Genomic DNA, 12748 nt, shown 5'->3' with positions numbered 1-12748 from the left:
CTGGTTTCGCTACTGCCAGAGGCGGTTTTACCCCCCGGAACTACTACGTTTAATTAAACTCACCGGCAATAGCTTATTTTCTTCCTGAGTGTCTTCTAACAACAGCGCCAGCGCCTCGCGCCCTAGTTGTTGTTTGTCTACTGCGATAGTCGTCAAAGGTGGGTTCGACCAGGCCGCAGAATCGATATCATCAAAGCCTACCAGTGCGACATCCTGCGGGACCCGCAAGCCTCGTTGCGCGCAAACCTGTAGCACCACAAGTGCTGCCGCATCGTTATAAGCAAAAATGGCATCGGGAGGTTCGGGTAAATCGAGCAAATCGTTTACGGCATCCACCAGCGCTTGTTCGGTATCCAGAGAAGGTGAAGCGATCGCTTCGTATTCTGGCGGCATCAGTAAACGCGCTTCATACAATGCCTGTCGGTAGCCTTTTTCACGCTGGCGAATACTGTAATGCGACAGTGTACTGGCGAGAAAAGCGATGCCTTTACGCCCCTGTTCAATCAAATGACGGGTCGCCAGATATCCGCCCTGTGTGTTATCCGGGTTAACACAGGGTAAACCTGGCGCCCATAAATCAACCAGCACCATCGGTAGTTTCATTTGCTGGAGTAGCCCCAGCAATTCAGGTTCGAAAAAACCCGCACAGATTAGAGCATCTGGCTGATGCAGCATCGCCTGTTCACTCACTGCATCACCAGGTCCGATGGAGAGAAAACTCAATGCAATACCCTGATCGCGGCACAGATCTTCAATTCCCAACAGCAGCTGCGAATAAAATGGCAATGCGCGGCTGATGTTGTGTTGTCGGTGCAACAAGAAAAGAACACGCTTGATTTTGTCGCTGCGCAAACGGGAAAAATCATATCCCTGCTGCTGGGCAGCAGAAATAATGCGCAACCGTGTTTCCTCACGTAGCCCCGGCTGCCCTTTCAAGGCGCGGGATACGGCCCCGAGAGACACGCCGCAGGCCTGGGCAATGTCGCGTATCCTTACAGGTTTTGTCATTTCGCTCTCTTTCATTGATCTTCGCTATGCCATGACTTTTGGCACTGAGATTTGCGCACCCAACCATGCCGCACCTCGAACACCACTGCTGTCGCCGTGTTGAGCCCGCACTATTGGGGTATTGCACTGTTTACCGAACACATACTCTGCCACTCGCTGTTGAAGGTCGGGATACAAATACTCGATATTTGAAACCCCACCACCTAAAACAATGACATCCGGATCAAGCGTATTCACCACTCCCGCCAGAGAGCGCGCCAGTTGATTACAATACTGATCCCATAGCGCCCGCACACCAGCGTCCGCAGATTCTAATCGTTTAACGATAGCCGGAACACTCTCATGATGAGTGAATCGTTGGGTGTACTGTCTTTCCAGACCACTACCGGAAATAAAACTCTCAATGCAGTTCAGTTGGCCACAATAACATTTTATCGCTTCGCCATCCTGTCGGGGATCGTAGCGAGGCAAAGCGTTATGGCCCCATTCACCGGCGCAGGCATTTGGCCCAGAAATAAGATGGTTATCAATACACAACCCGCCACCGCAACCGGTGCCGAGTATTACGCCGAACACCACGCGATAACCTTTTCCACTGCCGTCCATCGCCTCGGAAAGCGTAAAACAGTTGGCATCATTAGTGACTGCCACCGGCATCGCCAGATGCTGCTCGAGATCCCGTGCAAAAGGTTGCTGGTTCAGCACCAGAATATTAGAGTTTTTGATCAAACCCTCGCCGTCTACGGCGCCCGGAATACCAAGACCAATCGACAAAGGGCTTTGAACTGCGGCACTGGCCGTTTCAATCACCTTAACGACGTTTAAGAAAAAGTCCTGATAACTCTCTTTTGCGGTGGCGCAGCGTTCGCGATACATCACCTCACCCTGCGTGTTCAATACCACGGCTTCAATTTTCGTCCCACCAATATCCAGTCCCAGCCTCATCGTTCTTAACCTCATTTCCACTCTGGTTATCCTGAATGCAGCCTACTTAATTTGTTTACTATACACAATGTCACATCTCACAAATCAGACAGAAGCCCGTTAAAAATGGGCTGGTAACAGCATTTAAAAGAATAATGATTTCGCGATCACAAAATCCATTGCATGTTTATTAAAAATATCGACACCCTTCACAATAGGTCGATGCGAGAGTATACAAGTTGCGCGTAAAGGACCAGGATTGCCGTCAGTACATCTTGTTTACTAAAAGGATAAAGAATGGAACATTTTGATGTCGTCATCGTAGGCGGTGGCTTCTCAGGAAGCATTGCGGCGATTGCCGCCGCCAGAGCCGGGGCAAAAACACTCATCGTTGAGGCGACGGCTTGTCTTGGTGGTTCTCTGACCACCAACGGTGTTAATCCGATGATGACTTTTCACGCAGGTGAGAAACAGGTTATTCGCGGTATTACCGATGAACTGATAGAGCGTTTAAAAGCTCAGGACAAATCCCCCGGTCATGTCCGTGACCCCGGGCATTTCACCACCACTTATACCCCGTTCGATGCTGAAGCGATGAAACATGAACTGGAACTCATGTTGCTGGAGGCTGGTGGTACCGTGCTTTATCACGCCTTGCTTGCCGATGTCACACGCGAGGGAAATCATCTCGATAGCATCACCGTATGTACTAAATCCGGCTTGATGAAAATTGCTGCCGCTATCTTCATTGATGCCAGCGGCGATGCCATGCTGGCGGTAAAAACCGGTGTGCCGGTGGTGAAAGGCCGCGAGTCTGACGGCAAATCACAGCCGATGACCATGACCATGAAGATGATCAACGTCGATCGCGAAAAGCTGCGCACCTATATGCTGGAGAACATATCTTCTCTCAACAATGACTATCAAGCCGAAGATATACGCACCGCCACTCACCTTGCCTGCCATGGTTTTGTGAAAGAGTTTGCAGCGGCGAAAGCTGCCGGTGAAATCACCATTCCGCGTGAAGATGTACTGATTTTTGAAACCAACAATCCCGGTGAATTTGTCTTCAACACCAGCCGTATTCTCGGCCATGACGCCACCGACCCGTGGAGTCTGAGTCAGGCTGAAGTGGTTGGCCGCCAGCAATGTCGGGAGCTGGAAAAATTCATGAAACGCGTCGTTCCAGGATTCGAACAGGCTATTGTTGTGCAAACCGGCCCGTCCGTTGGCGTGCGCAGTTCCTGCCAAATCAAAGGCTGCTATCACCTCACCGCCCAGGATCTGCTCGACGAAACACAATTCGAAGACACCATCGCCATCTCTGGCTATCCGATTGATATTCATAGCCCTGATGGTGAAGGAACCGAACATGGCAAGTTACGCCACGGCGGTATGTACGGCATTCCATGGCGCAGCTTGATAGCCCAGGAAGCCGACAACCTCATTGTCGTCGGGCGCTGTATCTCTGCCACCTTTGAAGCGCAGGCCGCAATCCGCACCACTCCAACCGTAGGCGCAATTGGCCAGGCAGGGGGAATTGCAGCAGCACTGGCAGCACAACAAGGGTTAAGCGTACATCAGGTATCTGCAAAACAGTTACAGGATGCCATTCGTCAGCAACAGGGTTATCTCGACTTCTGAGGACAACACATGGACATGTTACACATTTTAAGGATCGGCGCGATCCTTGCCATTTTTGTGGTTTTCTCCGGGTTGATGATGACCCGCAAAATGCCGGCGATTTTGGCATTACCGCTGATGGGGATCCTGATGCCGCTGGTTGCAGGCGTCCCGTTGTTTAGTGAAGATAAAACCACGTTTAGCATCGCGAATAACGTGCTGACCCAGGGTTCTTTGCGTCTGGGCGCGACCATTATCGCTTTGATATTTGGCGCATGGTTTGGCGAAGTCCTGAAAAAAGTCGGCGTGACTGAGGCATTAGTTCGCAAAGCCGCAGAACTTTCCGGTGATAAACCACTGACGATGGCCATTGTCTTTTTCATTATTGGCACGGTGATTTTCTCTTCCAGCGATGGATTAGGAATGGTTATCCTGGTCGGCAGTATTGTGATCCCGATTCTGCTCACCGCCGGGCTTTCACCGCTCACCAGCTGTATTGTCCTGTTAGCCTGCCATGCTTTAGGTAGCCTGTTCTCTGTCAGTGGTTGGGCCCTGATGCACGATCTGTATGGCATTTCGATTGCCGATATGGCCCGCTACGCAACTATGTTTGCCATTCCAGCAGCCATTATCTATATCGCGATGGTGGTATGGATGGTGAAACGCGATGTGATCGTCCGCAAAGCGTGGTCCATGCCAGTTGCCGAAAAACTCAGTAAGCGCAAACAAGTGAATGCCATGGCGTTGCTCTCCCCGCTGGTGCCGGTGGTGATTATCTTTGCATTCAAAATTGAAGTGGTCCCGGCCATCGTTCTGAGCCTGGTGATATGTCTGCTGCTTGCCATGCCAAAACGCCCGACGCATGTGCTTGTCAGCAGCCTGGTCGAAGGTATTCAGAACGTGGCGGGTGCCATTGGTCTGATGGTTGGCATCGGTATTCTACTGAACGCGGTCACCGCGCCTCAGGTCAGCATGGTCTTAAAACCATTGATTGAAACGATTATTCCAACCTCACCACTGACTTACATTCTGTTCTTCTCGATCCTCAGCCCGCTGGCGTTGTACCGAGGCCCACTCAATAGCTACGGTCTGGGCAGCGGTTTAGGCGTGTTGATGCTTGGCGGTGGCCTTTCACCTCTGGCAACCATGCTGGCGTTACGCTCGGCGACCCTACTGCAAGGGCTTTCCGATCCGACAAACACCCATAACGTCTGGTCATCTGATTTCGCGAAGGTCGACGTAAACGAAATAATGCGTAAGACCTTGCCGTGGGCCATGGCTGCCGTGCTGGTCTCCATGTTGATGGCGGGTTATATCGCCTTTTAATACCCTGCTCCGGTCCTGGCCGGAGTGATTTTAAGGAATGGTTATGACGGACAAAAAATATCGCATTGGTATTGATGTGGGTGGCACGTTTACCGACGCTGCAGTTATCGATAACGACAACTTTACCTTGATCGCGAAAAAGAAAATCCCCACGACACACCACCATCCTAATGGGGTCGCGCACGGCATTATTACTATTATTCATGAGGTGCTGGCAGAGAACGGGATTTCGCCACAGGAAGTCAGTTTTATCGCCCACGGTACCACTCAGGCTACCAACGCCCTGTTGGAAGGCGACGTCGCGAAAGTGGGCATTGTCGCCATGGGGAGCGGGCTTGAAGGAAAAAGTGCCAAAAAAGAAGCCAACATCCTCGATATCCCACTGGCCGACGGTAAGTTTCTGCACACTTTTAATACCTATATCGACACCCGTCAGCTCAGCGATGACAACATCCGTGCAGCGATTGAAACGCTGCGTGAGCAAGGCGCGGAAGTTATTGTTGCCTCAGAAGCCTACAGTGTTGATGACCCGACCAACGAATTACGGGTGATGGCCGTGGCGGCGGAAATGGGTCTTTGTGCCACGGGTGGCCACGAAATTACCCAGCTGTACGGTCTGAAAACCCGTACCCGCACTGCCGTCGTCAATGCCAGCCTGATCCCACGGATGCTGGAAACCGCCAACATGACCGAACAGGCAATTATCGAGGCTGGCATTACCTCGCAGCTGATGATCATGCGCTGTGACGGTGGTGTGATGAGTATTGACGAAGTGCGAAAACGCCCCATCCTCACCATGTTGTCTGGCCTGGCTGCCGGGGTTGCCGGAGCGCTGATGTACGAAAAAGTCTCTGACGGCATATTCTTTGAAGTCGGTGGAACCAGCGTCGATATCTCGGTTATTAAAAACGGCAAAGTGATGATCCAAAATGCCCAGGTCGGCGGTCATCGCACCTACTTGCGTTCACTCGATGTGCGTACTCTGGCGGTTGCGGGCGGCAGTATGATGATGGTCGAAAACGGCAAAATCACCATGACTGGCCCACGCAGCGCACACATCGCCGGCTGTGAATATGAATGCTTTATTGCTGAATCCGCATTTGGTGAAAATCCGCAGCTCACCTTTATTAGCCCGCGCCCAGGCGACCCGCAAACTTATGCCGTAGTGAACGGTGCCGAAGGCAAACGTTACGCATTGACAGTGGCTGGTGCAGCAAACTTGCTCGGCTATGTTCCGGCAGATGACTACGCAGCGGGGAATATTAATAGCGCCCGTATCGCCTGGCAGTTGCTGGGTGACCATCTCGGTGTTTCGGCAGAAGACGCTGCGCGTCAGGCACTGGATATCGCCATCGATAAAGTGATGGTGGTGGTCAACGAAATGATCAACGAATACAAGCTGGAGCGGCACTTCATTACGCTGGTGGGCGGCGGTGGCAGCGGTTGTGTGCTGGTGCCAGCCATGGCTGAAAAAGCAGCCATGAAGCATAAAAATGCCAACAACGCGCCTTACATTTCTACCATTGGTGTGGGCATGGCGATGGTGCGGGAAATGATCGAAAAAAGCGTCGTGAACCCCGGAGAAGCCGAGATAAAACAGATTCGCGCCGAAATAATGGAGCGCATTGTTAAATCCGGAGCCAATGAAGCCACTGTTGATATCAACATCGAGATAGACAAACAAAAAAACGTGCTGCGAGCGATTGCCACTGGGGCGACCGAACTGCGTCAGAAAGAGAGCCTCAACGAAACGCTACCCCTTGAGCAGTTGCAACAAATTGCAGCTGAGTCGATCAATCTGCCTGTCGAAACCACCAAACCGGCCTGTCAGACAGGGCGCTGGCATCTTTTTGAAAACATCAGTGAACATAAGCGTTTCTTTGGCCTGATGAAAAAGAAAAAAATCTGCCTGAGTATGATTGACCGTGAAGGCGTCGTCCGGCTGAAAAAAGAGAATGCGAACTGGTTACTGTGCACGCGCCAGGAAGTGACATCAAGCTTTGCAGAATTCCTTGATGATAATACCCGCTACTCCGAAGCAAATGCCACCATCCCCAAAACCTTCCTGTTCTGGAAGGAGAAAATGCTTGATCTCACTGGCATGCAAACGAAAGAACAGATGCTGTCGATTATCGAGATGGAGTTGGATGTGCTGGAACAAGAGCAGCCAGTTATCGCCGTGGCCTGGCAATAGGAGCAATCATGACCCCTGTTGAACTCAATCGAGTGCTTGCATGGCTGGACCTTCGTAATGATGCGGTATTTAACAAAATACCGCCCGCGAAATACCGCTATTATCTGGACAACGCGCTGGCTGCCGGGGAACAAGCGGCCAGCGAGTTTCACGGAAAAAACATCCGTGATCTGTATGCAGAAAATGGCATCGACATTCAGCTTAAACAGGGGGATGGCCTGTTTTTCACCGTCCAGTTCCGTGCCCAGTTTGAATACAGTGAAGTGAAGTCCATTCGGCGGGTAACGTTGTATCAACCCTCGCTGGAAAGTTTACAACGCAGCTGCGAACAATCTGGGTTGCAACTACCACTCAGTAAAATCATCGATATCCATCTGGCGCACGAGTTTTTCCATTTTCTGGAACACCACCGGCATCAACCTGTTGGGGCAATGCTTGAGAAAGTCTGTCATGTCTCCCTCGGTCCGTTCCGCAGTTATTCGACGGTGTGCGCCACTTCAGAAATTGCTGCGCATCGCTTCTGCCAGGTGCTAAACGGCCTTGAACATTACCCAACCTACTACGATTTTCTTTGGCTGGTGCACAGCGGAAAACAAACTGAGCGGGAGAAAGACGAACTGTTTGCCCATTCGTGGCAGGAACTAAGCCAGATGTGAAAAACATGCTAAGTGGGGGAATATTAGGGGAGATTAGAGCGCAGGGAGAACCGTTCTCCCTGCCCTTTATTGCGGAATGCAGGGGTTAACTATTTAATGCCTTCTTTCCTGTAACAATATCATTTCTGATTTTCATGACAAGAATTGAACCCGCAAGGATAAAAGTAATGAAGTTTGGAATGATGACTGGCAATGCATTAGACATAATGCCGTACATTAGCCATAGAGAAATACCAAACACAAAAATAGAGTACATTGTTAAAGATATATCTTTTGTCGACTTACTTTTCAGAACCAAAACTACCTGAGGGATAAATGAAACAGTGGTACATGCACCACCGATAAACCCCACCATATCAATCGTATTCATGTAGTAAATTCTCGTAAAACTAGAGCTTAACGCCAATCAAAGTGTTGATTCGGCATGCTCCTTGAAAGATAGCATTGAGTCTTAACACAGTTATTGGACCAATTATTTTACCTGGTAAACATCTCTCCAGACACCATCTTTTAAAATACCCGCTCTCTCACAAAACTCTTACCATTCCGTGATTATTTCGAGTTCATGGTAAGTCATAACATACTGATTAATCAATTCATTTCCATTATTAACAATGACAATTCAGCTTAATAATTACTAATTCTCGCGAATTAAAAAATTGCCATTATCCAAAAATAATAAATAACCCACTGTTAAAAAACAATAAACAATTCATTTAAAAATAAATTATTTGGTAAACCACTTTCACGCTCCTAAAAAGTTTAAAAATAAACTTTTAAAAAACAAACAATAACAATGTGAATAAAATCACAATTATCAGAGTAATTATCTTGGGTTTTTTATTTATGTGACCGCCAACAACAAACAATCATGTCATACCAATTATTCTCAGTACCACTTACCTGTATGACACAAATAGGAAGTGGTATACAAAATCGCAATAGATTCTTAATATTTTTATTACATGAGAATTAAGAGGGTTAGCTCTATGAGTACCAAAGTTTTAAATGATGAAAAAATAAGAATAGCTGCAATGAAGCCCTTTGGTATGAGGGATAAAATTGGTTACATGTGTGGTGACTTAGGCACCTGCTTTATTTTAGGGCTAGTTAATAGCTTCTTAATGATTTATTACACAAACGTCCTTGGTGTTTCAGGGATCATCGTTGGTTCATTATATTTTGGCACAAAACTTTTTGACGCTTTTGTTGACGTGACGGTCGGTCGCATGTGTGACACGTCAAAATTGACAGCAACAGGTCGTTTTAACCCCTGGATTCGCAGAATGAAGTATCCATTCTGTGCCATTGCAATCGTATTATTCCTGCCGTTTGCGCAAGAGTTATCCTATACAGGTAAAATCATTTATATCTGCGTTTCGTATTTTTTATACGGCGCCCTGTTATCGACCATCAACATTCCTTATGGCGCAATGTCTGCGGCTATCAGCTCCAGCCCGGATGATCGCGTGTCCCTTTCTACCTACAGAAGCGTGGGTTCGGCAATCGGTGGCGGCGCAACAGGGTTCTTTATCCCAATCCTGATGTACAAAACGATGGTTGACGGCAGCCAGGTGATTTCTGGACAGCATTTCTTCTGGATCGCCATTGGCTGTGCATGCCTGGCATTCATCTTCCTGACACTGACATGCAAATTAACCACAGAGCGTGTGCGTGTAGAAGCGAAAGAGAGTATGGCCCTTTCACAGTTGCTGAAAGGTCTGCTGAAAAATAAAGCGCTGATCGTTCTGGTGGTGGTTGACCTGCTTATTGTGATCAACCAGGGGTTATCCGGAACCAACATGACTTATCTGTTTAACGATTACTTCCATGATAAACAGGCCATGTCCATCGCCCTCTTGTTCACCTTTGGTTCTCTGGTTTTACTGGCACCTTCTGCATCATTCTTGACCCGCCGTTTTGGCAAGAAAGAAGCCAGCGTTTGTGCACTGATGTTCTCCGTTGCCATGTATTTGATTATGTATTTTTGCCACATAACAGATCCTAAGATCTATTTGGTCTTCCTGTTCCTGGCAACCCTGGGCGCTGGCCTGTTCAACTTGATGATCTGGGCATTTATGACTGATGTCTGTGACTATCATCAGTATGTGACTGGAACGCGTGAAGACGGTACCGTTTACGGAGTGAACTTCTTCGCCAGAAAGATCGGACAAGCTTGTGCGGGTGGGATTGCCGGCTTCATGTTGGCATTAATTAACTACCAGTCTTCTTCGACCGGTGGAACAGTACAAAGCCTCGAAGTACAAGAAAGCATTTATACCATGGCTAACCTTCTGCCTGCATTCTGCTTATTTGCCTCAGCTGTCATATTGATTTATTTCTATCCATTGAATAAGAAAACAACACTGGATATGGAAAAAACTTTGAACAAGATCAACGGCATTTAATCGTAAAAACCATAAAGAGATTTTTAGCATGACAACACAACTTGATATTAAAGACTTTGGTGCAACGGGTAACGGGGTTGAAAAAGATACCCATGCTATTCAACAAGCAATCGACCTGGGTGCAGCACAAGGCAAAGCAGTATTTATTTCAAAAGGGGTTTATCTGGTTGGTGCACTCTTTTTAAAAGAAGGCAGCAAATTAAAATTTGAGGATGGTGCCACTCTGCTGGGCTCTAAAGATCTGGCAGATTATCCAGAAATCGAAACCCGAGTGGCCGGTGTTGAAATGCCGTGGCCAGCAGCAATTTTAAATGCAATCTCAGCCAATAATGTTGAAATTTCAGGCAATGGTTTAATTGATGGGCAAGGCCAACACTGGTGGGATATTTATTGTGGTGCTGATAAAAACAGCGGTTTACGCGTCGACTATGACAAGAAAGGTCTGCGTTGGATTGCCGATTATCTGGTGAAGCGCCCTCGCTCCTGCCTGATTTACGAGGCTGAAAACATCAAGATTTCTGATATCACATTTGAGAGAGCTGGTTTTTGGAACTTGCAAATCACCTATGCGAATAACGTATTGGTTCGTAATGTAAAAATTGGTGATAACCATGGGCCAAGCACTGACGGAATTGACATTGATTCATCGACAAATGTTCGTGTCACAGAGTGCGTAGCCTCGTGTGGTGATGATTGCATCGTGATTAAATCCGGACGCGATGGTGATGGTTACCGTGTCGGTAAAATTTCTGAAAACATTGAAATCGATAATTGTAAGATTAAGTCAGGCTACGGTATCACGCTGGGTAGTGAAGTCAGTGGCGGTCTTCGCGGCATTCATATTCATGACATCGAATTTGAAGACTCTGATTGCGGATTCCGAATGAAATCATCCAAAGAACGCGGTGGTTTCATTGAAGATGTGGTGGTGGAAAATCTACATATGAAGAACGTTCAGTTCCCATTCTCATGGATAATGGACTGGCATAACTCATATAACAGAAAACTGTTTGAAAATATCGACCAGTTACCTGAAATGTGGCAGGCAGTGGCGTTGCAAATCCCTGAAAACATGCAAATGACCAAGGTGAGAAATATCAGCATCTCTAATGTTAAAGCCACATTAGATCCAGATTACAAATTACCTGCAAGGGCATTTGATCTCGTCGCGTTCCCGGAAAAACCGATGGAGAATATTCGCTTCAGTCAGTGCAGCATCGAAGCAAAAGAATTCGGCCGCATCGTTGCCGTGAATGGCCTGCAATTTAATGATGTCACTGTCTCGATCGCCGGTGAAAACGATTATTCAAATGATACATTTGATAATCGCTAATCGTACTTATATTCAACATAGATTAAAAAGTGGTTACTAATACTACGGTTTAATTTTGAATTTCAGTACTGTCACCCTTTTGGTATTTTTTCCAGGAGGGTGACAACTGCTTTAACGTAGGAAGTTTGGCCTGTCAGATTTTCGTCTGGTTAACCCTCTTCGACAGTTCCTGATGGCTCTCTTTTCTTTCGCTGTAACGGTCAGAAAGATATCCGGTGTGCCCTTTTAGGATGAGAGTGATTTTGAACAGCTCTTCAGTGACATCTACAATCCGGTCATACCAGGCAGACGGTTTCATTCGCCCTTCATCATCAAATTCTTGCCATGCCTTCGGTACTGATGACTGATTTGGAATAGTGAACATCCGCATCCAGCGACCAAGCACGCGCATCTGGTTTACAGTATTAAATGATTGCGACCCACCGCAAACCTGCATCACGGCCAATGTTTTACCCTGAGATGGTCGCACTGCTCCTTCACTCAACGGTATCCAGTCTATCTGCGCCTTCATAACAGAACTCATGGCGCCGTGTCTTTCCGGGGAACTCCAGACCATGCCATCACACCACCTGACCAGTTCTCGTAATTCCAGCACTTTAGGATGAGTATCCGGTGCGTCATCAGGCAATGGTAATCCTGAAGGGTTAAAAATTTTTACTTCAGCCCCCATTTCACTCAGCAAGCGCCCTGCCTCTTCGGCGGCAAAGCGGCTGTAAGAACGCGCCCGCACAGAACCATAAAGAATCAAAATGCGTGGAGCTTCCTGGTTATCGCTCTGAAGTTTGCTGGCAATTGCTTCATCAAAAGAGCCTCGGTCAATTGCGGGTAAGTGAGTCATGAAAAATTCTCCGTTTTTAAAGCTGTACTTTAAAACCAATCATATATGAATTAACATATGTATTGTCAATTCATATTGAGGTTAAAAATGCTACAGCCTGTTCAGCTTTTTAAACTGCTTGCCGATGAAACTCGTTCAACTATCGTGATGCTGCTAAGGGAGTATGGCGAGTTATGTGTCTGCGATATTTGTGCCGCCACGGCTGAATCCCAACCCAAAATATCCCGTCATATGGCTTTGTTACGTGAGGCGGAACTGGTAACCGACCGCCGTGAAGGAAAATGGGTTCACTATCGTTTGTCGCCACATATACCTGCCTGGGCTGCCGCGATTATTGACTCCGCCTGGAACTGCGAACGCGAGAACATACGCAATAAACTCAAGAATACTTTGACTGCCTCATGTTGAGGAACAGAGGATACATACGCCTAATCAAAT

The 12748-nt window shown here is 47.7% G+C and carries 11 protein-coding genes; 7 read left to right on the top strand and 4 right to left on the bottom strand.

Translation table 11 applies throughout. The features are described 5' to 3' along the window. Positions 1-27 precede the first annotated feature (27 nt). Together EC843_RS01470 and EC843_RS01465 are read right to left on the bottom strand one after the other, a co-directional pair. Entirely contained in the window at positions 28-1008 is a 981-nt protein-coding gene (locus EC843_RS01470; RefSeq protein WP_064546939.1) for a LacI family DNA-binding transcriptional regulator, read from the bottom strand. A 24-nt stretch (positions 1009-1032) separates the two neighbouring features. Then, complete coding sequence (locus tag EC843_RS01465; RefSeq protein ID WP_133521474.1) at positions 1033-1953, bottom strand: ROK family protein; 921 nt, start codon at positions 1951-1953, stop codon at positions 1033-1035. Positions 1954-2229: 276 nt separating this feature from the next. Here EC843_RS01465 and EC843_RS01460 point away from each other — a divergent pair, with 276 nt between their 5' ends. Genes EC843_RS01460 through EC843_RS01445 form a run of 4 tightly spaced genes read left to right on the top strand, consistent with a single transcriptional unit; the run spans position 2230 to position 7731 of the window. Beyond that, positions 2230-3576: an FAD-dependent oxidoreductase gene (locus EC843_RS01460; protein WP_064546748.1), complete on the top strand. Its 1347-nt coding sequence runs from the start codon at positions 2230-2232 to the stop codon at positions 3574-3576. A 9-nt stretch (positions 3577-3585) separates the two neighbouring features. Next, positions 3586-4881, top strand: coding sequence for a Na+/H+ antiporter NhaC family protein (locus EC843_RS01455; protein ID WP_133521473.1), 1296 nt, complete (start codon positions 3586-3588; stop codon positions 4879-4881). A gap of 43 nt (positions 4882-4924) precedes the next feature. Continuing rightward, on the top strand, positions 4925-7075 hold the full coding sequence (locus tag EC843_RS01450; RefSeq protein ID WP_064546751.1) for a hydantoinase/oxoprolinase family protein: 2151 nt from the start codon (positions 4925-4927) through the stop codon (positions 7073-7075). 8 nt (positions 7076-7083) lie between these two features. Further along, on the top strand, positions 7084-7731 hold the full coding sequence (locus EC843_RS01445) for a hypothetical protein (RefSeq protein WP_133521472.1): 648 nt from the start codon (positions 7084-7086) through the stop codon (positions 7729-7731). Positions 7732-7816: 85 nt separating this feature from the next. On the opposite strand, the gene EC843_RS01440 is transcribed toward EC843_RS01445, so the two are convergent. Then, the gene (locus EC843_RS01440) at positions 7817-8101 is read right to left on the bottom strand and encodes a SemiSWEET transporter (RefSeq protein ID WP_064546755.1); all 285 of its coding nucleotides are present in this window, start codon (positions 8099-8101) and stop codon (positions 7817-7819) included. A 619-nt stretch (positions 8102-8720) separates the two neighbouring features. Here EC843_RS01440 and EC843_RS01435 point away from each other — a divergent pair. Both EC843_RS01435 and EC843_RS01430 read left to right on the top strand, forming a co-directional pair. Further along, the gene (locus tag EC843_RS01435) at positions 8721-10139 is read left to right on the top strand and encodes an MFS transporter (protein ID WP_133521471.1); all 1419 of its coding nucleotides are present in this window, start codon (positions 8721-8723) and stop codon (positions 10137-10139) included. A 28-nt stretch (positions 10140-10167) separates the two neighbouring features. Next, positions 10168-11472 carry a glycosyl hydrolase family 28 protein gene (locus tag EC843_RS01430; protein ID WP_064546759.1) on the top strand — a complete coding sequence of 435 codons (1305 nt, stop codon included), beginning with the start codon at positions 10168-10170 and terminating at the stop codon, positions 11470-11472. Positions 11473-11605: 133 nt separating this feature from the next. On the opposite strand, the gene arsH is transcribed toward EC843_RS01430, so the two are convergent. Next, a complete protein-coding gene (gene arsH / locus EC843_RS01425) occupies positions 11606-12310 on the bottom strand; it encodes an arsenical resistance protein ArsH (RefSeq protein WP_064546761.1) in 705 nt (234 codons plus the stop codon). Positions 12311-12397: 87 nt separating this feature from the next. Between arsH and EC843_RS01420 the strand changes: the two genes are divergently transcribed. Beyond that, positions 12398-12718, top strand: a complete 321-nt coding sequence (locus EC843_RS01420; RefSeq protein ID WP_064546763.1) for a metalloregulator ArsR/SmtB family transcription factor — start codon at positions 12398-12400, stop codon at positions 12716-12718. Positions 12719-12748: the final 30 nt, after the last annotated feature.

The organism is Buttiauxella sp. JUb87 (assembly GCF_004361975.1).
GTDB classification, from domain to species: Bacteria; Pseudomonadota; Gammaproteobacteria; order Enterobacterales; family Enterobacteriaceae; genus Buttiauxella; species Buttiauxella ferragutiae.
The sequence above is the reverse complement of the archived record's forward strand: the minus strand, read 5'-3'. Positions and strand labels throughout refer to the sequence as shown.

Excerpts from the sequence above, each read along its gene's own strand:
- EC843_RS01470 (WP_064546939.1), bottom strand. The coding sequence starts at position 1,008 with ATGACAAAACCTGTAAGGATACGCGACATTGCCCAGGCCTGCGGCGTG.
- EC843_RS01465 (WP_133521474.1), bottom strand. The coding sequence starts at position 1,953 with ATGAGGCTGGGACTGGATATTGGTGGGACGAAAATTGAAGCCGTGGTA.
- EC843_RS01460 (WP_064546748.1), top strand. The coding sequence starts at position 2,230 with ATGGAACATTTTGATGTCGTCATCGTAGGCGGTGGCTTCTCAGGAAGC.
- EC843_RS01455 (WP_133521473.1), top strand. The coding sequence starts at position 3,586 with ATGGACATGTTACACATTTTAAGGATCGGCGCGATCCTTGCCATTTTT.
- EC843_RS01450 (WP_064546751.1), top strand. The coding sequence starts at position 4,925 with ATGACGGACAAAAAATATCGCATTGGTATTGATGTGGGTGGCACGTTT.
- EC843_RS01445 (WP_133521472.1), top strand. The coding sequence starts at position 7,084 with ATGACCCCTGTTGAACTCAATCGAGTGCTTGCATGGCTGGACCTTCGT.
- EC843_RS01440 (WP_064546755.1), bottom strand. The coding sequence starts at position 8,101 with ATGAATACGATTGATATGGTGGGGTTTATCGGTGGTGCATGTACCACT.
- EC843_RS01435 (WP_133521471.1), top strand. The coding sequence starts at position 8,721 with ATGAGTACCAAAGTTTTAAATGATGAAAAAATAAGAATAGCTGCAATG.
- EC843_RS01430 (WP_064546759.1), top strand. The coding sequence starts at position 10,168 with ATGACAACACAACTTGATATTAAAGACTTTGGTGCAACGGGTAACGGG.
- arsH (WP_064546761.1), bottom strand. The coding sequence starts at position 12,310 with ATGACTCACTTACCCGCAATTGACCGAGGCTCTTTTGATGAAGCAATT.
- EC843_RS01420 (WP_064546763.1), top strand. The coding sequence starts at position 12,398 with ATGCTACAGCCTGTTCAGCTTTTTAAACTGCTTGCCGATGAAACTCGT.